Genomic DNA, 21,589 nt, shown 5'->3' on the forward strand with positions numbered 1-21,589 from the left:
GTGTCGCGTGTGCGGTCGGCGCGGTGGCGCGGCGGAGATCGCGCGCGCTCAGCGCCACTCCACCGCGAAGGCACGCCCGGGATTCTCCGTGAGGACACGCGCCACCAGCTCCTCGCCCACGGCGAGAGCGAGCCGGGGCCGCACCCGGCGCAGCAGATACGGCATCCCCGGGCCGCCGTCGACCGACCGGGCCGCCGCGGTCGTCGTGTCACCGCCCAGCAGCAGACGGTCGCCGTGACCGGCCTCCGCCAGCGCCCGTACGGCCTCCGGCATCCGCCAGTCCGTGGCGTGATGAGCGCGGGACGGGCCGTCGAACGCCAGGTAGCAGCCCGCCTCCGCCGCCTGCCGGTGCACCACGGGGTCGGGGCAGCGGTTGAGATGCCCGAGCACCACCCGCCCCGGCGGCACGCCCCGCTCCCCGCACAGCACGTCCAGCACGTCGAGTGCGCCGGTGCCCAGTTCCAGGTGGACGGCGATCGGCGCGCCCGTCGCGTGGTGGGCCTCGGCGGCCGCGGCCATGGTCCAGCGGGCGTGCGCGTCGAGGGTGTGGAACCCGCCCGCGACCTTGACGAACCCGGCCCGCACCCCCGATGTGCCGATGCCGTCGGTCAGTTCGGCCACGAACACCTCGGCGAGGCGCCCGCGCAGCCCGGCGAGCGTCCCCTCGGTGTAGTGGACGTCCTGGTGCAGCCCGGTCGCGGCGACGATGTGCACGCCGGTCTCCCGGGACAGCGCCGGCAGTTCGGCGGCCCGCCGCCCCATCCCGTACGGCGTCCACTGCGCCACGGCCCCGCCGCCCTGTTCGCGGAACGCGGCGAGTTCCGCCCGCGCCGCCGACCTGCTCCGCAGCTCCTGTCCGGGCAGTCGGGGACTGGCGAGGAACAGATGGTCGTGCGCGTCGCACACGCCCAGTCGCCCGGGCGGCACGTCCCCGAGCACCGTACGGACCGTGCTCACCACCGGCGCCCCAGCGGCAGCCGGTGCCGCCCCGGCGCCGACAGGTGCAGCACCTCGTACACGTCACCGTCCGCCTCGGGCGTGTCGTGCTCCCACAGCGAGAAGTGCACGAGTTCCCAGCGGCTCGTGTCCACGCCTGCCGCCGCCAGTACCGCGCCGTCCTGCGCGGCCAGCCGCCCGGCCTCCCGCACCGTGTCCCGCGCCACCTCGGCGAGCCGCGCCCCCTCCGGCACGGGCTGCCGTCGCCGTACCGCGTACCGGGCGAGCGAGCCACCGCCGGCCTCGTGCGCGAGCCCGGTCCACTGCCGTACCGACGGCCGCCCGAAGTCGTCGGCGAGGCCCTGGAAACCGCCGCCCCACAGGAAGGAGTTCATGCCGTCGACCGTGTTCCACAGGTAGAACGGGGCGTACTGGTTGACCGACGAGCCCCGCTCACCGCGCTCACGTATCAGATACGCCTTGCACCCGAGCCCCTCCCAGTCGTCGAGCAGGTGCCCGACCCGGGCGACCCGGTCGCGGACGACGCCCATGTCGTAGTCGGCGGGCAGGGTGAGCTCGTACTGCATGGCGTGCATCGGCGTCTCCTCGGGGTTGATCGTGCTCACGCGGACGGGGAGTTGTGGGGGGCGAGCAACGACAGCAGTCCGCGCACACCCGCGTCGAAGGCGGCCGGGTCGCCACAGGCGCGGGCGAGGACGTAGCCGCCCTGGACGGTGGCGAGGACGGCCGTCGCGATCTCCGCGCCGTCCAGGCCGGGCGCGAAGTGCCCCTGCTCCTTGCCCTCCTCGACGATGGCGGCGATCCGCTGCCGGACCCAGCCGAGCGTCTCCTCGACCGGGGCGCGCAGCTCCTCGCTGGCGACGATGTCCGGGTCCATGGTCAGCCGCCCGACCGGGCAGCCCCGCAACACGTCCCGCTCCCGCCGCAGATACGCCTCGATCCGCTCGTACGGCGTCCCGGGCCCGTCGAGCACTCCCGCGACGGCGGTCCGCATCTCCGCGGCGGTCCGCCGGATCGCGGCCAGGGCGAGATCAGGCTTGCCCTTGAAGTGGTGGTACATGCTGCCCTGGCCGGCGTCCGCCCGCTCCAGGATCGCCTTCGGGCTGGTGCCCACGTAGCCGCGCTCCCACAGCAGTTCGCGGGTGGCGTCGATCAGTCGCTCCGAGGTGCTCATGAGGGAACTGTACATACTAGTAGTTACAGAAATCGAGCGCGCGGCGGGCCGCCCGGGGTCGGGCGGCGAGGTGAGCCTCCTGGTCGGGCCGCCGCCACCGAGTGCCGCTGCGGCCGGCCGACCGGCCGCGAGCCGACTGGTGCAGTCCGTACGGCCGTGGACCGCCGGCCTTTTACGGCGGCTGTGAACCGGGCCTTCTCACGGCGGCCGTAAAAGGGTCACCGCCCGGTCAGCCGACGACGGCGGACCGGGCGGGAGCGTGGGCCGGGCGTCGGTCGTCGGCGCCCACGACCTCGGCGAACGGACGCGCGCCGGCCTCCGCGGGCGCACGGCGCGGCGGCCGTGCCGACCGGTCCCGCGCGCCGACCGACGTCGGCAGCGTGAACCACACGACCTTGCCGGACTCGCCGTCCGGCCGCGCGCCCCAGCTCTCGCTGACCGCGGCCACCATGGCGAGCCCGCGCCCACAGGTGGCGAGGCCGTCGGTGTCGTCGGCGGCCACGACGTCCTCCACCACCGGCAGGCGCGGATCGTGGTCGCGCACGGAGACGGTGAGCCGGTCGAGCAGCAGCTCCAACTCCACGGTGCACGTCTTGTCGGGCTGGGCATGCAGGTGGACGTTGGTCAACAGCTCCGTCACGCCGAGCGCGGCCCGGTCTATGAGCGGATCGAGATGCCAGTAGCGCAACTGCGCCGATACGATTCTGCGGACCTGGCCGATCCGCGACGGCAGGGCTTGAAGCTCCACCGTGCAGTGCCTGCTTGGGTTGCTGATCACGGCTGCGACTCCCCGACGTGAGGTCCGGAAGAACACGGAGTTCGGATCGATCGGAGCAGTGCGTCTGCGCGAGGCGGCCGCCTGCTGTCGTGGCCGGCGGGCTGGTTCGCAGCGTTATCGCCGGTAAACCCAGAGTGACGTGAGAACAGCGTGACGCAAGGGATTGCGGACCGCAACTCGCCGTTCCGGTACGGTCACCCTTCGCGGCCGGATCAGCCCTCGCGTCCCGCCGCCCGACGCACGGCCTCGATGAACCGGCTCACGGCGGGTGGCCCCGGCTCGCCCGGCGCGGGGTCGTGCTCACCGAGCGTCAGCAGGTACCGCTTGCCGTTGAGGTCGGCCAGCGCCCTGTCGTCCGGCGCGAACCAGGGCCGGGAGGTACGCACCGCCTGCACCGGAGCGCTGTCTATCTCGCTGCCGTAGCTGGTGAGCAGCTCCAGCCTGCCGTCGTTGATCCGGACCTGCCCGGCCCGGGTGAGCGACCGCAGTCTCTTGTCGATCCGCACGCCCGTGGCCGTGAACTCCGGCTCCGCCATCCCCGCCCCCCTTGCACGTGGGTGTGCCGGCCCGTGCCGCCGCGCGGACCGGGACCAGCTCGTGTCGTGATCCAGTGTGCGCCCCCGTCCGGGACCCTCGCCCCGCCGGGTGCAGTCTGCCCGCGCCCGGCGTCGAGCACCAGTGCGCACGACACGCCGGGGAGGGGCATCCGGAGCACTCGCGCGAATGCGCCCCCCACCCCGCGAGCTTCCTCCCCAGGGGCGCCTTTGAGCCTCCCAAAGATGCGTTTATGCAGGTGAGAAGCGTGTGGAAGGTGCTTATGATCGAGGTGCCGGCCGCGTGAGGCGCCGCCCGAGCGAAGCACCAAGGAGCCCCCGCCGTGAGCACCATCCAACAGACCCCGACCGGCGCCACCCTCGACGTCGACCGCACCGACACCGCCTACCGCGGCTGGCTGAAAGACGCCGTCCGCAAGGTCCAGGCCGACGCCAACCGCTCGGCCGACACCCACCTGCTGCGCTTCCCGCTGCCCGAGCGGTGGGGCATCGACCTCTACCTCAAGGACGAGTCGACCCACCCCACCGGCAGCCTCAAGCACCGCCTCGCCCGATCCCTGTTCCTCTACGGCCTGTGCAATGGCTGGATCCGTCCGGACCGCCCGGTGATCGAGGCGTCCAGCGGCTCCACGGCCGTCTCGGAGGCGTACTTCGCCAAGCTGATCGGCGTCCCCTTCATCGCCGTCATGCCGCGCACGACGAGCGCCGAGAAGATCCGCCTGATCGAGTTCCACGGCGGACAGTGCCACTTCGTCGACGACCCGCGCACCATGTACGAGGAGTCCGCCCGTCTCGCGGCGGACACCGGCGGTCACTACATGGACCAGTTCACCTACGCCGAACGGGCCACGGACTGGCGCGGCAACAACAACATCGCCGAATCGATCTTCCGCCAGCTGGAGCTGGAGCGGTTCCCGGAGCCCGCGTGGATCGTCGCCACGGCCGGCACCGGCGGCACCTCCGCGACCATCGCCCGCTACGTCCACTACACACAGCGCGACACGCGCGTGTGCGTCGCAGACCCCGAGAACTCCTGTTTCTTCGAGGGCTGGACCACCGGCGATCCGGACGTCACCTGCGACTGCGGCTCCCGTATCGAGGGCATCGGCCGGCCCCGCATGGAACCGAGCTTCGTGCCCGGGGCCGTCGACCGGATGATGAAGGTCCCCGACGCCGCGAGCGTGGCCGCCGTCCGGGCCCTGGAACAGGCCATCGGCCGCAAGGCGGGCGGCTCGACCGGCACCGGACTGTGGAGCGCCCTGAAGATCGTCGCCGAGATGGTGGCCGAGGGGCGCCAGGGCAGTGTGGTCACCCTGCTGTGCGACCCGGGCGACCGCTACCTCGACAAGTACTACTCCGACACCTGGCTCGCCGAACAGGGCCTCGACATCGCCCCCTACACCACGGCGATCCGTTCCCTGCTGGCGACGGGCGTGTGGCCGGAGTGACCCCCGTGGAGGTGGCGGCGTGCTCGGCGGCCCGCCCGCCGGCCTCTACGCGGACGTCTCCAGGCGCCGCTCCAGCAGGGTCAGCGCGTCCCGGAAGGCGCGGCCCTGGGCGGCGCGGACCGGCTTCATGAACAGGCGGAACGCCGCCGTCCCGTCGGCCGCGAAGGTCCACCGCACGCGGGTTCCGGTGCCGGCCGGAAGCAGCCGCCACTCCTCGACGAGGGCCCGGACGCCGGGCGCGTTCGTCGTGTCGACGCGGTAGGCGTACACCTCGGGAGCCCGCGCCACGAGGATCGTCTCCCGGAACCGGACCGCGCCCGAGAGCCGGATCTCCCGCCCCGCACCACCCTCCACCGGCCGCGCGGACCTCACCTGGGGAAACCACTCGGCCCAGCCGGGCACGTCCTCGGCCAGCGCGCGGAACACCCGCTCCGGCGCGGCGGAGATCTCCCGGGCGAAGACCAGCCTCACCGGCGCGCTCAAAAGGAAGTCGAGCCCCACCGGACGCAGACGACGGGCCATGGCCACGCAACCCCCTCGGTCGACGGGTGCGTCACCCTAGCCGGTGTCCCCTCAGTTGTCCCTACCCTCGTCGGGCTCACCCGCGACGACCAGCCGCCGCAGATGATCGGAGATCTCCGCGCGCGCCGCCGCCGGCAGGCCCGCGTCCGTCACCAGCGTGTCGACCTGCTCCAGCGCCGCGAAGGAACTCAGGCCCACCACACCCCACTTGGTGTGGTCGGCGACCACCACCACCCGACGCGCCGACTGCACCAGCCGCCGGTTGGTCTCGGCCTCCGCGAGGTTGGGCGTCGACAGGCCGGCCTCCGCCGATATCCCGTGCACACCGAGGAAGAGCACGTCGAAATGGAGCGCCGCGATCGCCTGGTCGGCCACCGGCCCCACCAGCGAGTCGGACGGTGTGCGCACCCCGCCGGTCAGCACCACCGTGGCCGCGCCCTGCCGGGGGCCCGTGGTGCGCTGCGCCGCATGGAAGACGTCGGCCACCCGCACCGAATTGGTCACCACCGTGAGGTCCGGCACGTCGACCAGCTGGTGCGCCAGCGCGTACGTCGTCGTCCCGCCCGACAGCGCGATCGCGCTGCCCGGCGCGACCAGCTCGGCCGCCGCCCGCGCGATGTCCTCCTTGGCGGTCAGCTCCAGACCCGACTTGGCCTCGAACCCCGGCTCGTGCGTGCTCGCCTCCACGACCGGCACCGCGCCGCCGTGCACCTTCTCCAGGACACCCTGACGGGCCAGCGCGTCGAGGTCGCGGCGCACCGTCATGTCCGACACGCCGAGCTTGCGCGTCAGCTCGTTGACGCGGACACCACCCCGGCGCCGCACCTCGTCCAGGATCAGGGCGCGGCGCTGCTCCGCGAGGAGGTTCTGATTCTCACTCACGTACGCTCCGGTCCTCTCGCCTCAAGCCGATCCACTCCGTCCGACACGCCCGTACACCTGCCACGACGAGGACATTGTGCCGGTCGGCGGGGGTGTGGGCGTCCCATACTCGCACGGGCGGGCACCGGTCGCGCCACCACCCGCCCGACGCGGGCATGTCACATCCACGACACCCGGCGGTCCCGTTCGGCACACGGAACGGGGGAGATTCGGTGACAAGGGGTGCGCGCGGGCCGCTCAGCGGACATCCTTGCCCCGCACGCACACAACGACAGCGCGTCACGGGGGAAGTGCGAGAGCAGTGGAACGTGCGCAGGAACGGGCCGCGACCGGCGGGGCGGCGGGAGCCGCCCTGGAACTCCTGGTCCATGGCGTGGGCGGGGCCACGCCCGAGAAGATGCTGAACGATCCGCGCACCGTGCGGATCACCGGCGACGACACGGCCGCCGTCTTCCGGCGCGCCGACGACGCGGACGCCGACCACCCCGACAACGCGACCGGCGGCCCCCGCGACCGCCCGGTCCCCGAGGCCTACGTCTGGTGCAACCTCACGTCCGGCAACGGCACCCGCGCCCTGTGGCTCCTGCTGCTGCCGTTCATGGTCGTCAACCTCGCCCACTGGATGCGCCCCGCCGCCCGGGCACGCACCCGCCCGGTGCGCCTGTACGGCCTGTTGGTACGGCTCGCCGGACTCAGCCTGACGGTGCTGTTGGTCGCCGCGGCCTGCGAGGTCGCCCTCGACCTGACGGCCTGGCAGTGCGCGGGCAACCGCTCCTGCGCCGAACGCCACTCCTGGCTGCGCTTCCTCTCCCCGGAGCTCTCGGACGACGGCTGGTGGAGCCTGCCCGGCCGCCGCCTCGCCCTCGCGGCGCTGGTCCCCACCGCCCTCACCGGCCTCCTGTGGTACCTCTCCCACCGCACCTGGCGGGCCTACGAGTCGCAGGAACCCCCGGCAGCCCGGCCCGAACCCGCCGACCCGCTCGCCCACACCGCCCTGGGCCGGCCCGGCTTCTGGTACGGCCGCCGACTGGTGGCCCGGCTGCGCGCCGCCCACACCGCGGCCGGTCTGCTCACGGTGGCGGCGGCCGTCGGCACGGCCGCCGCACGCGAGGACCGCGGCCCGGGCGGCCCCGCGCTGCTCGACGCCCTCGGCTGGCTCCTCCAGGCCGCCCTCGCCGGCGGCGCGCTCGCCACGGTGTGGGTGGTGTGCCGCCGGGGCCGCAGCGAGCGCCGCCTCGACCGGGAACTCGACGCCCACCTCGTACGACGCCTGCCCCTGGCCACCCTCGTCCTGCTCGCCCTGACCCTCGTGTACGCCGGCTGGGAGCGCCCCGAGTGGAGATCGGCCGGCCGACTCCCCGGCGACGTCACCTTCGGCGGGATCGCCCTGATCCAGGGCTCCCTGGTGATCGCCCTCGCCGTCGTCGCCTCCACCCTGCACCGCCGCTCCGGCACGGACCCGGACGGGCGCGCCGCGCTGCGCGGCCTCGGCGGACCCGCCGTCGCGATGCTGGCCTGCGCCCTCGGCGGGGTGATGTCCGGCGGCGTGTCGCAGCGCGTCTCGGACTGGCTGGACGGCACCGCGAGTTCCCTGCCCGGACCGCCCGTGCTGCTGACCTGGCAGGCGTCCGTGATCCCGGTGCTGCTGATCGTGCTGCTCGGCCTGGGCGGACTGCTCGCCCGGCACACCGTTCGGCTGGTGCGCGACCAGCACGCCGCGGTCCTGCGCGACTACGCGGCCGAGTCCGGCGACCCGGCCCGTACCCGGGCCATCGCACGGGCCCGCGCGATGGCCACCCTCACCGACCGTGGCCCCCTCGTCGTCGCCGTCACCGCCACCACGACCCTGTTGCTGGGCGCCGGCGCCCTCGTCGGCGCCTTCGCCACCGGCAAGACCCCGAGCAGCGCAGCGGAGGGAACCCTTCCGTTCGTCCACGGCGCCGCCCAGACCGGACAGGCGCTCGGCTCCTGGCTGATAGGGCTCGGCTTCATACTGTTCGTGACCTGGGGCCGGCGCGCCTACAAGGACGCCTCCGCCCGCCGCACCATCGGCATCCTCTGGGACGTCGGCACCTTCTGGCCGCGCGCCGCCCACCCCTTCGCGCCGCCCTGCTACGCCGAGCGCGCGGTGCCCGACCTGACCTGGCGGATGGCCACCTGGACCCGCGCCACCGGCGGCCGCCTGGTCATCTCCGGCCACTCCCAGGGCAGCGTCCTCGCGGCCGCCGCGGCCTGGCAGCTGAGCCCGGCCGACCGCGGCCGCGTCGCCCTGCTCACCTACGGCTCCCCGCTGGAACGCCTCTACGGCCGCTGGTTCCCCGCCCACTTCGGCCCGGCCGCGCTGACCGCCCTGCACGAGGAGGTCGACTGCTGGCGCAACCTCTACCGGCTCACCGACCCGATCGGCGGCCCGGTACGGCTCTCCGGCGACGACTGCGGCCCCGAGGTGGACCGCGCCCCCCTCGCCGACCCGCTGGCCTACGGCCGCACCGAGAACCACCCGCTGCCCACGCCCCTCCTCGGCCATTCCGACTACCAGGCCGACCCGGCGTTCGCGCAGGAACGGGCCCGACTGCTGGCCCGGCTGAGCCCGCAGCTGCCCACGCAACGCGCCGACGAGTCCGGCTAGGCCCCGCGGACGCCGGGATCACCCCGACGACAGGGCCTAGGGCAGCTCGGGCAGGTCCTCCGCGTACAGCAGGGTCAGGTCGTCGGTGCTGGGCTCCGGCACCTGCGCCACCCGGCTCGCATGCCGCTCCACCATCGCCTCGAACGTCTGGCGCGCGGTGCGGCCGTTGCCGAAGGTGGGGCCCTTGGGGATCTCCGAGAAGTACTTCAGCAGCGCCTCCGCCGTGCCCGACGCGAGCCGGTACTCGTGCTCCTCGGCCTGCTGCTCCACGATCCGCAGCAGCTCCTCGGGCCCGTAGTCGCCGAAGGTGATCGTCCGTGAGAAACGGGAAGCCACCCCGGGGTTGACCGACAGGAACCGCTCCATCTCGGCGGTGTACCCGGCCACGATCACCACGACCGCGTCCCGGTGGTCCTCCATCAGCTTCACGAGCGTGTCGATGGCCTCCTTGCCGAAGTCCCGCCCCGAGTCCTCCGGCGACAGCGCGTACGCCTCGTCGATGAACAGCACACCGCCCCGGGCCCGCTGGAACGCCTCCTGGGTGCGGATCGCGGTGGAACCGATGTGCTCGCCGACCAGGTCGACCCGGGACACCTCGACCAGATGGCCCTTCTCCAGGACGTCCAGCGCGGCGAGGATCTCGCCGTACAGGCGCGCGACCGTCGTCTTGCCGGTGCCGGGGGCGCCGGTGAAGACCAGGTGGCGTTTGACGGAGGCCGCCTTCAGGCCCGCCTGCTGCCGGCGCCGGCCCACCTCGATCATGTCGGTCAGCGCCCGCACCTCGCGTTTGACGCTGTCCAGACCGACCAGCGCGTCGAGCTCACCGAGCACGTCCTTCGAGGTCCGCACGGGTTTCTCCGACTCGGTGACGGCCGGTGCCCCCGGCACGGTCACCCGTTGTTCAGGGATCGCGCCGATCAGGTCCGGCGACTGGGGGTTCGTCTGCACGGCCGTCTCGCGCGCCGTCGACGAGGTGGGCACGCCCGCGCTCTCGTCGCTCGTGCAGTCCTCGACCACCGGGCCCGTACCGGGCGGCGCGTCCGCGGCGTCGGCGAACTCGTACCCGCCGCGCGAACAGCGCTCGGTCCGGCACTTGCGCAGTGTCGTACGGCAGCCGTCTATCACGTGGAAGCCGTAGCCGCCGCTGTCTGTCACCCGGCAGTCCAGGAAGCTGCCACGGCCACCGGCCGACACGTAGAAGCCGGCCTCGGCGGGGGAGCCGACCGTGCAGCGCTCGACGGTGGGGTCCGCGCCCTTGGTGACGATCACACCGGTCTGGATGGACTCCAGGGTGCAGTTGTTGAGGGTGCCGCCGCTGCCGTGGTCGCGGAACCAGGCGCCCGTCGCCGCTTCCCGGATCCGGCAGTCGTCCAGCTGGGCGGTCGCGCCGTCGCTCACCGACACGGCCGTGTTGCGCACCTGCGACAGATCGCTGTCGACGACGTCCGCGCGCGAGCCGCGGTCCAGGACGAACAGGGCGTCCGGCACGTCGTGCACCCGGCAGGAGTCCAGGACCGCCGTGGCGCCGTCGCTCACCCAGACGGCCGGGTAGTCGCCGGTGCTGTCGGAGATCTCGCACTGGTTGGCGTCCACATGGGTGCCCGGGTCCCACACCGACAGGCCGTTGCGCCCGAACTGACGCACCGTCGTGCGCGTCAGTGTCAGGACGGAGCGGGAACGCAGATCGACCGCGTTCTCCGGAATGTCGTGGATACGGCAGTCGGCGAGGGTGAGCACGGCGTCCGTGTCGAGGGTGACACCGTCGGCGGTGGTGCGGTGCACATCGCAGTCGACGAGGTGCGCGCCGGCCCGGGCGGTGACCTGGACACCGCTGCCGCGGACCTCGTACACCTCGCAACTCACCGCCTCCAGCGCGGAGTTCTCGCCGGTCACGCTCAGGCCGCTGCCCGAGGTGTGGTGCACCCGGCAGCGCTCCAGACGGGGGTGCCCGGCCCCGCGCACGGCGACGCCCGCCTGCCCGGCCGCGACGACCTCGCACTCCTCGAAGACACCGCCGCCGCCGTCGACCACGGCGATGCCGCTGCCCGCCGGGTTGTCGACGGTGCACCGCCGTACTGTCGGCCGCGCGCCGCCGCGCACCTCGACGCCGGCCGAGGACCGGGTGACGATCCGCAGGTCCAGCAGCTCGGGCGTGCCCTCCTCGACGAGCACCGCGGGCGCCGTCGGGTCCTGGCCCTCCACGTGCAGGTCCTGGACCACGGCCGCGGCACGCACCGTCAATGGCACACCGTCCACGGGCGCGATGCGCACGGCACCGGGGGAGCCCTCGGGGCCGCGCAGTGTCACCGCCCGCTGGACGACGAGGTTCTCCCGGTAGGTGCCGGGAGCGATCGTGAGGACGTCGCCCTCGGCCGCGGCCTCCAGGGCGGCGGCGAGCGATGCGTACTCACCCGTGCGGCGCCGCCACCGCGACGTGCCGGTGTGCGTCACCTGGACCGTGCCCTGTGCCATGGTGTTGCTGTGCCCCCACCTCGTCGTACGCGGGTTGATGCCGAACGCCTCGGCCGGACCACCGTAGCGTGTGAGTGGGCCGTGGGTTGACCACAGACGCGGGCTGTCAGCTACCGGTCCCCGTGCGGCCCCAGTCCGGGCCCGTACGGTCCCAGGCCTGGTCCCAACGGGCGTACCGGCGGCGGACCATGCGCCACACGATCAGTCTTCTGCCACTCTCTATCAGGCCGACGGCCAGCAGGGCCGCTGCGAAACCGGCGAGGACCGCGTGTGTCGTCGCCGTGGCGGAGTCCAGCGGGCGGGCCACCAGCCGGCCGTGCGCGTCGGTCCAGAGGGAGAACTCGTCACCCGGGTGGGGCGACTTGAGGTCGGCCATGACCGTGCCGTGGTGGCCGGTGCCGTCCGGGGCGGTCCAGTCGGCGACCACGCGGTGGCGGGCGTCCCGCCCGGTGAGGGTCTCGGGGTCCGCCTCCAGCGGTGAGCCCTCCAGCTTCCGTACCACCGTGGCGGTGATCTCGTGGCGGGCGCGGTGCTGGTCGCGCACCGACTGCTGCAGGGCGTCCTGTGCGACGGCCCCGACCAGGGAACCGACGACGGGCGCGACGAGGACGATCGACAGCAGCGCCGCCAGGGCGACCCACGCCTCGACAAGATCCGTCGTACGGCGCAACGGGTTGTGCCGCCAGCGCCACAGTCCGCTGATCGCTCGCACCGTCCCGCACCCCCTTTCCGCTCCGTGATACCCCCCCGGCGAGCCGTTCGCGGACGGACCCGGCCGAAGAGAGAGCGAAATCACCTGCGGCCGGGTCCTCTCATGAACGTCTCACGGAAGCACAACGGCCAAAGGACGGAGGGAGGTTCCCCGGATCACCCGGTCCGGGTAATCCGGCCGGAACTACGCGTCGATCCGCACCGGGTCACCGACCCGGACCGTGCCGCGCGACAGCGGCACCAGGTTCTGACCGAAGATCAGCCTGCCGCCGAGGCGGCGGTGCCGGCCGAGCGAGTACAGCGGTTCCCTGCCGCGGGCCGCGGTGGCCTGGTCGGTCGTGGTCACCACACACCGACCGCAGTTCCTGGCGACCCGGAAGGAGACCTCACCGATCGTCAGGCGCGACCAGCCGTCCTCGGCCCACGGGTCGGTGCCCGCGAGGACCAGGTTCGGGCGGAAGCGGTTCATCGGCAGCGGGCCCTCGGCGGCGTGCTCGCCCCGCGCGATCAGCGAGTTGAGGGCGTCGAGGGAAGCGGTCGTGGTGACCAGCAGCGGGTAGCCGTCGGCGAAGGTGACGGTCTCGCCGGGCAGCGCGTATTCCGGGTCCACCGGACGGCGTGTCGCGGGGTCGTCCATGTGCACCAGGCGCACGTCGGCTCCGAGGTGGGCGCTGCACCAGGCGTGCGCGGCCGCGTCGGCGAGGACGCCTTCCACCTTGTCGCGGAAGACTTCCATCGCGACCGTCGCCACCGGCTCCGGCTCCGCCACGGTCAGCGGCTCCAGACCGGGGGCGGACAGACGGAGGCCGCCACCGGGCAGAGGCTCGGCGGCGGCCATCGCGAGGCGCGGCTGCTGGCGTTGCGTGACGACCTTTCCCCCGTGGTCGATCAGCGCCCAGCGCCGGTCTCCGGCCAGCCCCCAGGGCTCCACGACGGCCTCCCGGGGTGCGACACCCCGGAACGCCTTGACCGGATGAACGTGGATCGACAGCAGCTGCGGATTCCCCATGGACTCATCCTGCCAGGTGGCACGGACAGTCCCGGGTCGGCTCAGTAGCCGCGGTACTGCTGGTTGTTGTACGGGTCCTGGTACGGGGCGCCGGCCGGCCGGGGAGCCGCGGGGCGCATCGCCTCGTAGCCCGTGCCGGGCGCCGCCGGGCGCGGCTGCTGCATCTGCGGACCGGGATAGCCGCGCGGCGCGGTGGCCTGCGGCGGGATGTAGGCCGCGGGCGCCTGTTGCAGCGGAGCGGGCTGCTGCACCTGCGGGTAGCCGTAGGAGGGCTGGGACGGGGCCGCCGGGAGGGCGGGCAGTGCCGAGGGCAGCGCGGGCAGACTGCTGGCCGGCGTGGCGTACTCGGCGGGGACCCGGATCGGGGCGATCTGCGGGGTGCCCCGCTCGGCCACGAGCGAGTCGTAGATCGGGGTGTCCGGGAAGGAGGCGGAGTAGTAGCCGCCGCCATAGGTGGAGCGGGGGGAGGTCATGGCACATAAGTTAAGCCCACGATGTGCTGGTTGGGGAGACCGATAAGAGGGTTGTTTTCCGTGTCCGGGGTGACCTGGCATCCCCAATGCGAGCGAACTTGGCAAAAAGGGGCGGCAATCATCGTTTGGATCATGTAAAGGCCGAGTTCCGGGCGGGTTGCCGGGGTCTGGCGGGCGTGTTCGACGGTTGTTCCCGCGCCATGGATGGGAGTTCGACGTCCGGCCGAATAGGTTGGCCGGGTAGACAGGCCCGTGGATGCCGGGGCGAGCGGCCCCGCACGGTGAGAGCTGATGGGGGCGGACATGTCAATGCCGAAGGGATCCAACACCCCGGTGCCGACGACGGCGCTGCGGGTCGAGGTGGGCTGGCGCTCGGGACCGGGCGTGCCCGACGCGGACGCCTCCGCGCTGCTGCTGGTCGGCGGGAAGGTCCGCTCCGACAGCGACTTCGTCTTCTACAACCAGCCGGCGCACGCCTCCGGCGCGGTCCGCCACGAGGGCAAGCGGGACGCGGGCGGCCGGGTGACCGACACGCTGCTCGTCGACCTCGCGCGCGTGGAGCCCGCGGTCGAGACCGTCGTCCTCGCCGCCTCGGTGGACGGCGGCACGTTCGGGCAGGTGCCGGACCTCTCCATCGAGGTGCGCGACGCGGCCGGCAGCACCGTGGTGGCCCGGTTCGACAGCACCGGCGCGAGTGTCGAGACGGCCTTCGTGCTGGGCGAGTTCTACCGCCGCCAGGGCGCCTGGAAGTTCCGGGCCGTCGGGCAGGGGTACGGCAGCGGTCTGGAGGGACTGGCCACCGACTTCGGCATCACCGTGGACGAGCCGCAGCAGGCGGCGCCCACCGCGGCCCCCGTGACCGCACCACCGCCGGTCCCTCAGGCCAGTCCCACCCTTCCGCCCCCTCCGGCGACGATGCCCTCCGTCCCCGCCCCGCCGGCCACCGCACCGGTCAGTCTGTCCAAGGTCACGCTCACCAAGGCGGCCCCGTCGGTGTCGCTGACCAAGCAGGGCGGCACGTCGGGCGCCATGCGCGTGAACCTCAACTGGGAGGTGCGCAAGCAGTTCTCGCGGTGGGGCGGCAAGCAGGGCCGCGCGGTCGCGCTCCACAACGACCTCGACCTCGACCTGTGTGCCCTGTTCGAGCTCGCCGACGGCCGCAAAGGCGTCGTCCAGGCCCTCGGCAACGCCTTCGGCGCCCTGCACCAGCCGCCGTACATCCAGCTCGACGGCGACGACCGCACCGGGGCCGTGGCCAGCGGGGAGAACCTCACCATCAACCTGGACCACAGGGACGACTTCCGGCGCATCCTCGTCTTCGTCACGATCTACGAAGGCGCCCGCTCCTTCGCCGACCTGCACGCCACGGTCACGCTCCAGCCGCAGTACGGCGCCCCGATCGACTTCTCCCTGGACGAGTGCACCGTCCCGTCGACGGTGTGCGCGCTCGCGCTGATCACCCACACCGGCGGCGACCTCGTCGTCCAGCGCGAGGCCCGCTACCTGGTGCCCGAGCGCGGGGTGAGCCCGCAGCGGACCGTCGACTACGCCTACGGCTGGGGCATGAACTGGACCCCGGGCCGCAAGTGACCGGGTTCAGCCCTCCCCGGCGACGGCGTCCGGACGGGTGTAGGTGCGGCCCTTCCAGGCCGCACCTCGCCCCCGGTGGTGCTGTACCGCGGAATCCACCGTCATCAGCAGATAGAGGAACGCGGTGAACGGCAGCAGCGGGGCGAGCCACAGCGGCTGGCGGTAATAGCGGAGCATCGGCACGTACGTCCCGGTCATCACCAGCCAGGCCGGTCCGCCGAGCCACGCCGCGGCCGCGTCACCGGTGGCGAGCCCGGCCAGGAGGGCGGCCGGCGGCACCAGGTACACCAGGGCGAGGCCGAGGATCGTGCCGGCCAGCAGCAGCGGGTTGTGCCGCAACTGGGTGTAGGCGCTGCGCGAGACCATCCGCCACAGATCCGCCAGCCTCGGGTAGGGACGCACGCTGTCCACCCGGTCGGCCAGCCCCAGCCAGACGCGGCCGCCGGTCGCCTTCACGGCCCGCGCGAGAGCCACGTCGTCGATGACGGCCTGCCGGATGGCGTCCGGGATCCCGGCCCGTTCGGCCGCTTCCGCGCGCAGCAGGACGCAGCCGCCCGCCGCGGCCGCCGTCCGCGCGCCCCGTCGGCCGACCCGGCGGAACGGGTAGAGCTGGGCGAAGAAGTAGACGAAGGCCGGCACGACGAGCCGCTCCCACAGGCTCTCCACCCGCAGCCGCGCCATCTGCGAGACGACGTCGAAACCGCCGGTGCGGGCCGCCGCCACCAGCTCCCGCAGACTCTCCGGCGCGTGCGCGATGTCGGCGTCCGTCAGGAGGAGGAACTCGGGCTCACGCGCGCGTGCCAGGGCGATGCCGTGCCGGACCGCCCACAGCTTCCCCGTCCAGCCCTCGGGCGGCTCGCCCGGTGAGTCCACGGTCAGGGGCAGCCCGTCGTGCCGCCGCGCCAGCTCGCGCGCCAGTTCCCCGGTGCCGTCACGGCTGCCGTCGTCGACGAGGAAGACCTCCGCCCGGCCCGGATAGTCCTGTGTGAGCAGTGACGGCAGGCTCAGGGGCAGCACCGCCGCCTCGTCACGCGCGGGGACGACGACACCGACCGACGGCCACACCTCGGGTTCCCGGCGCGGCGGCAGCCGGACGTCCGTGCGCCAGAAGAAGCCCTGGCAGAGCAGCAGCCACAGCCAGGCGGCGAGGGAGACGGCGGCGGTCCACGCGATGGCGCTCACCCGCGCAGTCTGCCCCACCCGACCGGGCCCCAAGGGCACATCGTCTATCGTGGCCGGGTGAAGATCGCGCTCATGGACTCCGGAATCGGGCTGCTGGCGGCCACCGCTGCGGTACGGCGCCTGCGACCCGACGCCGATCTCGTGCTCTCCCTGGACCCCGACGGCATGCCCTGGGGCCCGCGCACCACCGAAGACCTCACCGCGCGCGCGATGGCCGTCGCCGAGGCCGCCGCCGCCCACCGGCCGGACGCCCTGATCATCGGCTGCAACACGGCGACCGTGCACGCCCTGCCGACCGTGCGGGCCCGCCTCGAACCGGGCATCCCGGTGATCGGCACCGTCCCCGCCATCAAGCCGGCCGCGGCCGGTGGCGGCCCCGTCGCGATCTGGGCCACCCCCGCCACCACGGGCAGCCCCTACCAGCGGGGCCTCATCGAGGACTTCGCCGACGGTGTCACCGTCACGGAGGTGCCCTGCTGGGGCCTGGCCGAGGCGGTCGAGCACGCGGACGAGCCGGCCGTCGAGGCCGCCGTCGCGGCGGCCGCCGCCCTGACCCCGCGGGACGTGACGACCGTCGTCCTGGGCTGCACCCACTACGAGCTGGTCGCCGACCGCATCCGCGCCGCCGTCCAGCGCCCCGGCCGGCCCCCGCTCGCCCTGCACGGCTCGGCCGGCGCGGTGGCCGCACAGGCGCTGCGCCGCATCGGCGCCCGCCCCGCGCCCGACGCGGCGCCCGGCGGCTCCCTGACCGTTCTGCTCAGCGGGCAGGAAGGCGGGCTTCCGGCAGCCGCCCTCGCCTACCCCGAAGGGCGTCTGCTCCAGGCGGTCAGCCCGGCACCGTGACGCCCGGTGACGGAGCGGGTCCATCCGGTCCGCGTCCGTCGTCCGGCCGGCCCAGTCACCCTGTGCGACCCGTTACCGGCGGAGCGAAACCTGAGTAACCTCATGAATATGAGGGACCCCCACCCCGGCGGGGAGGACGCCCCGCACGTCTGGCACGGACGCGCCACCAACCGGTTCCAGTGGCTGCTCGCGCTCGTGGGCGCCGCCTGTATGGCGCTCGGTATCGAGCTGGCCCTCGACTCCGCGTGGTCCTCCGGCGTCGCGCCGCTGGTCATGTCCGTCGTCGGCTGCATCGCCGCCGGGCTGCTGGTCCTCTTCGGCACGCTCGCCTTCGTCCACGTCGATCTCAAGCTCGACAAGGAGTCCGTCGAAGTGCGCTGCGGGCACATCGGCCTGCCGCGCCGCCGTATTCCGCTGGCCCATGTCGCCGGAGCGGACTTCGACCCGCATGTCACCCCCCGGCACTGGGGCGGCTGGGGCTACCGCTGGCGGCCGGAGAAGGGTACCGCGGTCGTCGTACGGCGCGGCGAGGGCGTGGTGCTGCGACTCTGGGACGGCCACACGTTCACGATCACGGTGGACGACGCCGAGTCCGCCGTCCAGGCCATCAGGGCCCGGCTGCGGCAGGGCACGACCGGCGCGGCGCACTGACCTGCCGGGGATCAGGCGGCGGGGCGGCCGCCGCGCGGGAGCGGACCCCTCTCAGGCCCCGACGGCCCGTCGGCCGTGCCCGGCTCGACCACGAGCGGACGGGCCGTGGCCAGGCCCGCCAGCAGGCCCGCGCCGACCGACACGGCGGTGAAGCTGAGCGCGTTGCCGACCGCGGCGACGGCCGCCAGCGCCGTGAGCGCGGCGCCGGCGGTGAGGACGACCGGGGTCGGGCGCGAGGAGCGCCACAGGGCGAACAGCAGCCAGCAGAAGGCGGCCGCCAGCAGCAGCACCCCGACGACCCCCTGCTCCGCGGCCATCTGCAACGGCGCGGAGTGCGGCTTGCCGTCGGACACGGTCGACAGGGCCGCGGTCGGGCTCAGTTCCCCGAATCGCCCTGGTCCCACGCCGAGACCGAGGTCGTGGCGCGCCAGGCGCAGGGCGTCGCGCCACAGGTCGACCCGGCGCGGTGTCAGCTGGTCCTCCAGGGACGCGGCGAGCCCACCGGGCAGCGCGTTCCCGGCCACCGCCCAGAACAGCGCCGTCATCGCCGTCGCGGCCACGGCCAGCCCCGCGAGCCCCGGCCCCCGGTGACGCACGCGTCCGGCCGCCAGGGAGCACAGCAGGACGGCGCAGCAGGTCACGACCGCGGTGGTCGAACCCAGCGCGGCCCCCGTCACCGCGCTGCCGCACGCCAGCAGGCGCAGGGCGAGCCGCAGGGCGGGCACGGGCGTGGCCCAGGCCGCGCAGCACGCGGCACCGGCCGACAGGGTCAGCACCGCGGCGGTGGCGCCCGCGTGTCCGAGCGGGCCGGCGAACTCGGGGCCCGGGGTGAGCCGCGGCAGCGCCACCGTCAGACAGAGCCCGCTCAGTGCGGCGGCGCACGGCGCGGCGACGGGCAGCAGCGCGCCGAAGATCCGCCCCGCCGCGTATCCGGCGGCCACGGCGAGAACCGCCAGCAGCACGCCCTCCGGACGCCCGCCGTGCGCGGTCGCGGTGATGAGCGACCAGGTCGCGCAGGCGCCGAGCACCGCCACACCGGCCGTGTCGGAGACGACGCGCCGGTCCGAGGGCCTGTCGCGGGCTCCGCCCTGAGAAACGTTTCGTCTGTGATCGTCGTCCGCGTCCTGACCGGCCGCGGAGGCCATCCCCGTGAACCGCACGCGTCCCCCCGAACCCGGTTTCCCCGCGACCGTTTCGCACCCCGGCCGCCCCGCGCGACAGGAGCTCTGGCTCACCGTAACGGCTGATGGGCGGTTTGTGGATGACTCGCGCGGAAAACGGACGGTCCGGGCCGGTACGGTCGCCCACCGCGCTGTCGGCCAAAAGGTGACTCGCCGTACACTCCCGGAGTGACCGTCACCGCAACTTCCGTGGACCGGCCGGACCAGCTGGAGCCCACGCCCGCGCCGTCGCGCGGCACACGGCTCCGGCGCCTCGTCCCCGCCGCCACCGCGGCGCTCTCCGGAGTGCTCCTCTACGTCAGCTTCCCGCCGCGCCCCCTGTGGTGGCTGGCCATGCCCGCCTTCGCCCTCCTCGGCTGGGTGCTGCGCGGCCGCGGCTGGAAGGCGGCCCTGGGCCTCGGCTACCTCTTCGGACTGGGCTTCCTGCTGCCGCTGCTGGTGTGGACCGGTGTCGAGGTCGGCCCCGGCCCCTGGCTCGCCCTCGTGGTCATCGAGGCGGTCTTCGTCGCGCTGGTCGGCGTCGGCGTGGCGGCGGTGTCCAGGCTGCCGGGCTGGCCGGTGTGGGCGGCCGCGCTGTGGACCGCCGGTGAGGCGGCCCGCGCGCGTGCCCCGTTCGGCGGTTTCCCGTGGGGCAAGATCGCCTTCGGCCAGGCGGACGGCGTCTTCCTGCCGCTCGCCGCGGTGGGCGGCACGCCCGTGCTCGGCTTCGCGGTCGTCCTGTGCGGGTTCGGGCTGTACGAGGCCGTGCGCCTGGCGCTCCAGTGGCGGCACACGCGTGAGGTGCGGCGGTCGGCCGCCGCGCTGGCACTGCTCAGCGTCGCCGTGCCGGTCGTGGCGGCCGTGGCCGCCCGCCCGCTGGTGAGCGACAAGGCGGAGAACGGGACGGTGACGGTCGCCGCCATCCAGGGCAACGTGCCGCGCCTCGGCCTGGACTTCAACGCCCAGCGCCGAGCCGTCCTCGACTACCACGCGCGTGAGACGCTGCGGCTGGCCGCCGAGGTCAAGGCGGGCAACGTGACCCGGCCCGACTTCGTGCTGTGGCCCGAGAACTCCTCCGACATCGACCCCTTCGCCAACCCGGACGCGGCCGCCGTGATCGAGGACGCGGCCAAGGCCATCGGCGTGCCCATCTCGGTCGGCGGGGTCGTCGAACGCGACGGCAAGCTCTACAACGAGCAGATCCTGTGGGACCCGGTGAAGGGCCCCACCCAGACCTACGACAAGCGGCAGGTCCAGCCGTTCGGCGAGTACCTCCCGCTGCGCTCGCTCATCGGGGCCATCAACTCCGAGTGGACCTCGATGGTCCGCCAGGACTTCAGCCGGGGCGGCAAGCCGGGCGTGTTCGACGTCGGCGGCACCGAGGTCGGCCTCGCCACCTGCTACGAGGCGGCCTTCGACTGGGCCGTGCGCGACACGGTCACCCACGGCGCCCAGCTGATCTCCGTGCCGAGCAACAACGCCACCTTCGACCGCAGCGAGATGACCTACCAGCAGCTCGCCATGTCCCGGGTCCGCGCGGTCGAGCACAGCCGGACCGTCACCGTGCCCGTGACCAGCGGCGTCAGCGCGATCATCATGCCGGACGGGAGGATCACCCAGAAGACCGGCATGTTCGTGGCGGACTCCCTGGTGCAGAAGGTGCCCCTGCGCTCCTCGGAGACCCCGGCGACGCGGATGGGCATCCTTCCGGAGATCGCCCTGGTGCTCGTCGCCGCGGGCGGCCTGGCCTGGGCGATCGGCGCGGGGGTGCGAGGGCGGCGGGCCCAGGCGTAACGGGCGGGCGGGGGCGTGCCGCGTCCCCGCTCCTACGGCCCTCGTACGTTCCCTGCGCGCCTCCGAGGGGCGGTGCCGGTCCCGGATAGGGTCGGCGCATGGCAACTCCTGACTTCATTCGTGAGATCCGGGCCACCGCCGGTCATCAGCTGCTCTGGCTCCCCGGCGTCAGCGCCGTCGTCTTCGACGACGAGGGCCGGGTGCTGCTCGGGCAGCGGACGGACAACCACCAGTGGACCGTGATCACGGGCATCCCCGACCCGGGTGAGCAGCCGGCGGAGTGCGCCGTGCGGGAGGTGTACGAGGAGACGGGCGTGCGGTGCGTGCCCGAGCGGGTCGTGCTCGTCCGCTCCGGGAGAGAAGTCGAGTACCCCAACGGCGACCGGTGCCAGTTCATGGACATCACCTTCCGCTGCCGTGCCGTCGGCGGAGAGGCGCGGGTCAACGACGACGAGTCCCTGGCGGTCGGCTGGTTCGCGGTGGACGCCCTGCCCGTCATGCGCGAACGGCAGCTGTTCCGCATCAAGCAGGCACTCTCCGACGAACCCACATGGTTCGAGACCATGAGTTCCGAGTGAAGTGTGGGGTGTGACCACATGGGACGAGGGGCGGAGGCTGCCTAGGGTCGGGACATGACCACGCCCCCCGCCGCCCCGGTCCCCCACACCCCCTCCCTCGACCTCGGCGGACGCACCGCTCTCGTCACCGGCGCCGCCGGCGGCATCGGCCGCGCCTGTGCGCTGCGGCTGGGGGGGGGCGG

General features: G+C 73.6%; 20 protein-coding genes and 1 pseudogene. 8 read left to right on the forward strand and 13 right to left on the reverse strand.

The window, feature by feature from the left end:
• Positions 1-48: 48 nt before the first annotated feature.
• The 5 genes from ALMP_RS30075 to ALMP_RS30095 all read right to left on the reverse strand — a co-directional run bounded on the left by ALMP_RS30075 (position 49) and on the right by ALMP_RS30095 (position 3,445).
• Positions 49-957, reverse strand: coding sequence for a phosphotriesterase (locus ALMP_RS30075; RefSeq protein ID WP_264933933.1), 909 nt, complete (start codon positions 955-957; stop codon positions 49-51).
• Complete coding sequence (locus tag ALMP_RS30080) at positions 954-1,532, reverse strand: DUF4865 family protein (protein WP_264934021.1); 579 nt, start codon at positions 1,530-1,532, stop codon at positions 954-956. Before ALMP_RS30080 ends, ALMP_RS30075 begins: the two co-directional genes overlap by 4 nt.
• A 26-nt stretch (positions 1,533-1,558) precedes the next feature.
• Complete coding sequence (locus ALMP_RS30085) at positions 1,559-2,131, reverse strand: TetR/AcrR family transcriptional regulator (RefSeq protein ID WP_264933935.1); 573 nt, start codon at positions 2,129-2,131, stop codon at positions 1,559-1,561.
• A gap of 229 nt (positions 2,132-2,360) precedes the next feature.
• A complete protein-coding gene (locus ALMP_RS30090; protein ID WP_264933937.1) occupies positions 2,361-2,909 on the reverse strand; it encodes an ATP-binding protein in 549 nt (182 codons plus the stop codon).
• Positions 2,910-3,121: 212 nt separating this feature from the next.
• Positions 3,122-3,445: a hypothetical protein gene (locus tag ALMP_RS30095; protein WP_264933939.1), complete on the reverse strand. Its 324-nt coding sequence runs from the start codon at positions 3,443-3,445 to the stop codon at positions 3,122-3,124.
• Between the two features lie 341 nt (positions 3,446-3,786).
• On the opposite strand from ALMP_RS30095, the gene ALMP_RS30100 reads away from it, so the two are divergent.
• A complete protein-coding gene (locus ALMP_RS30100; protein ID WP_264933941.1) occupies positions 3,787-4,911 on the forward strand; it encodes a PLP-dependent cysteine synthase family protein in 1,125 nt (374 codons plus the stop codon).
• A 45-nt stretch (positions 4,912-4,956) separates the two neighbouring features.
• Here ALMP_RS30100 and ALMP_RS30105 read toward each other — a convergent pair whose 3' ends face one another.
• Complete coding sequence (locus tag ALMP_RS30105; RefSeq protein WP_264933943.1) at positions 4,957-5,433, reverse strand: SRPBCC family protein; 477 nt, start codon at positions 5,431-5,433, stop codon at positions 4,957-4,959.
• A 51-nt stretch (positions 5,434-5,484) separates the two neighbouring features.
• Positions 5,485-6,315: a DeoR/GlpR family DNA-binding transcription regulator gene (locus ALMP_RS30110; RefSeq protein WP_264933945.1), complete on the reverse strand. Its 831-nt coding sequence runs from the start codon at positions 6,313-6,315 to the stop codon at positions 5,485-5,487.
• A 301-nt stretch (positions 6,316-6,616) separates the two neighbouring features.
• Between ALMP_RS30110 and ALMP_RS30115 the strand changes: the two genes are divergently transcribed.
• Positions 6,617-8,944 (forward strand): hypothetical protein, encoded by a 2,328-nt coding sequence (locus ALMP_RS30115; protein ID WP_264933947.1) that lies wholly within the window; start codon positions 6,617-6,619, stop codon positions 8,942-8,944.
• A gap of 36 nt (positions 8,945-8,980) precedes the next feature.
• Here ALMP_RS30115 and ALMP_RS30120 read toward each other — a convergent pair whose 3' ends face one another.
• The 4 genes from ALMP_RS30120 to ALMP_RS30135 form a co-directional block, all read right to left on the reverse strand.
• Entirely contained in the window at positions 8,981-11,416 is a 2,436-nt protein-coding gene (locus tag ALMP_RS30120) for a right-handed parallel beta-helix repeat-containing protein (protein WP_264933949.1), read from the reverse strand.
• A gap of 106 nt (positions 11,417-11,522) precedes the next feature.
• Complete coding sequence (locus tag ALMP_RS30125; RefSeq protein ID WP_264933951.1) at positions 11,523-12,128, reverse strand: hypothetical protein; 606 nt, start codon at positions 12,126-12,128, stop codon at positions 11,523-11,525.
• A 183-nt stretch (positions 12,129-12,311) separates the two neighbouring features.
• Positions 12,312-13,136, reverse strand: coding sequence for an MOSC domain-containing protein (locus tag ALMP_RS30130; protein WP_264933953.1), 825 nt, complete (start codon positions 13,134-13,136; stop codon positions 12,312-12,314).
• A gap of 41 nt (positions 13,137-13,177) precedes the next feature.
• Positions 13,178-13,609, reverse strand: coding sequence for a DUF6643 family protein (locus tag ALMP_RS30135; protein ID WP_264933955.1), 432 nt, complete (start codon positions 13,607-13,609; stop codon positions 13,178-13,180).
• A 309-nt stretch (positions 13,610-13,918) separates the two neighbouring features.
• On the opposite strand from ALMP_RS30135, the gene ALMP_RS30140 reads away from it, so the two are divergent.
• A complete protein-coding gene (locus ALMP_RS30140; protein ID WP_264933956.1) occupies positions 13,919-15,199 on the forward strand; it encodes a TerD domain-containing protein in 1,281 nt (426 codons plus the stop codon).
• Between the two features lie 6 nt (positions 15,200-15,205).
• Here ALMP_RS30140 and ALMP_RS30145 read toward each other — a convergent pair whose 3' ends face one another.
• Positions 15,206-16,399 carry a glycosyltransferase gene (locus ALMP_RS30145; RefSeq protein WP_264933957.1) on the reverse strand — a complete coding sequence of 398 codons (1,194 nt, stop codon included), beginning with the start codon at positions 16,397-16,399 and terminating at the stop codon, positions 15,206-15,208.
• Positions 16,400-16,438: 39 nt separating this feature from the next.
• Between ALMP_RS30145 and ALMP_RS30150 the strand changes: the two genes are divergently transcribed.
• Positions 16,439-17,224, forward strand: coding sequence for a glutamate racemase (locus ALMP_RS30150; protein WP_264933958.1), 786 nt, complete (start codon positions 16,439-16,441; stop codon positions 17,222-17,224).
• Between the two features lie 108 nt (positions 17,225-17,332).
• The gene (locus ALMP_RS30155; RefSeq protein WP_264933960.1) at positions 17,333-17,875 is read left to right on the forward strand and encodes a hypothetical protein; all 543 of its coding nucleotides are present in this window, start codon (positions 17,333-17,335) and stop codon (positions 17,873-17,875) included.
• An 11-nt stretch (positions 17,876-17,886) separates the two neighbouring features.
• Here ALMP_RS30155 and ALMP_RS30160 read toward each other — a convergent pair whose 3' ends face one another.
• On the reverse strand, positions 17,887-19,020 hold the full coding sequence (locus tag ALMP_RS30160) for an O-antigen ligase family protein (protein WP_375803550.1): 1,134 nt from the start codon (positions 19,018-19,020) through the stop codon (positions 17,887-17,889).
• 204 nt (positions 19,021-19,224) lie between these two features.
• Here ALMP_RS30160 and lnt point away from each other — a divergent pair, with 204 nt between their 5' ends.
• The 3 genes and pseudogenes from lnt to ALMP_RS30175 all read left to right on the forward strand — a co-directional run.
• Positions 19,225-20,829 (forward strand): apolipoprotein N-acyltransferase, encoded by a 1,605-nt coding sequence (gene lnt, locus ALMP_RS30165; protein WP_264933964.1) that lies wholly within the window; start codon positions 19,225-19,227, stop codon positions 20,827-20,829.
• Between the two features lie 98 nt (positions 20,830-20,927).
• Positions 20,928-21,407: an NUDIX domain-containing protein gene (locus tag ALMP_RS30170; protein WP_264933966.1), complete on the forward strand. Its 480-nt coding sequence runs from the start codon at positions 20,928-20,930 to the stop codon at positions 21,405-21,407.
• A gap of 54 nt (positions 21,408-21,461) precedes the next feature.
• A pseudogene (locus ALMP_RS30175) lies at positions 21,462-21,589 on the forward strand (3-hydroxybutyrate dehydrogenase); the annotation flags it as partial.

The organism is Streptomyces sp. A012304 (genome assembly GCF_026008495.1).
In the GTDB taxonomy this organism is placed as follows: domain Bacteria; phylum Actinomycetota; class Actinomycetes; order Streptomycetales; family Streptomycetaceae; genus Streptomyces.

Bases quoted from the DNA above. Each gene is read 5' to 3' on its own strand.
- ALMP_RS30080 (WP_264934021.1), bottom strand. From the start codon at position 1,532: ATGCACGCCATGCAGTACGAGCTCACCCTGCCCGCCGACTACGACATG.
- ALMP_RS30130 (WP_264933953.1), bottom strand. From the start codon at position 13,136: ATGGGGAATCCGCAGCTGCTGTCGATCCACGTTCATCCGGTCAAGGCG.
- ALMP_RS30170 (WP_264933966.1), top strand. From the start codon at position 20,928: ATGGCAACTCCTGACTTCATTCGTGAGATCCGGGCCACCGCCGGTCAT.
- ALMP_RS30135 (WP_264933955.1), bottom strand. From the start codon at position 13,609: ATGACCTCCCCCCGCTCCACCTATGGCGGCGGCTACTACTCCGCCTCC.
- ALMP_RS30155 (WP_264933960.1), top strand. From the start codon at position 17,333: ATGAGGGACCCCCACCCCGGCGGGGAGGACGCCCCGCACGTCTGGCAC.
- ALMP_RS30120 (WP_264933949.1), bottom strand. From the start codon at position 11,416: ATGGCACAGGGCACGGTCCAGGTGACGCACACCGGCACGTCGCGGTGG.
- ALMP_RS30085 (WP_264933935.1), bottom strand. From the start codon at position 2,131: ATGAGCACCTCGGAGCGACTGATCGACGCCACCCGCGAACTGCTGTGG.
- ALMP_RS30140 (WP_264933956.1), top strand. From the start codon at position 13,919: ATGCCGAAGGGATCCAACACCCCGGTGCCGACGACGGCGCTGCGGGTC.
- ALMP_RS30105 (WP_264933943.1), bottom strand. From the start codon at position 5,433: ATGGCCCGTCGTCTGCGTCCGGTGGGGCTCGACTTCCTTTTGAGCGCG.
- ALMP_RS30160 (WP_375803550.1), bottom strand. From the start codon at position 19,020: ATGGCCTCCGCGGCCGGTCAGGACGCGGACGACGATCACAGACGAAAC.
- ALMP_RS30095 (WP_264933939.1), bottom strand. From the start codon at position 3,445: ATGGCGGAGCCGGAGTTCACGGCCACGGGCGTGCGGATCGACAAGAGA.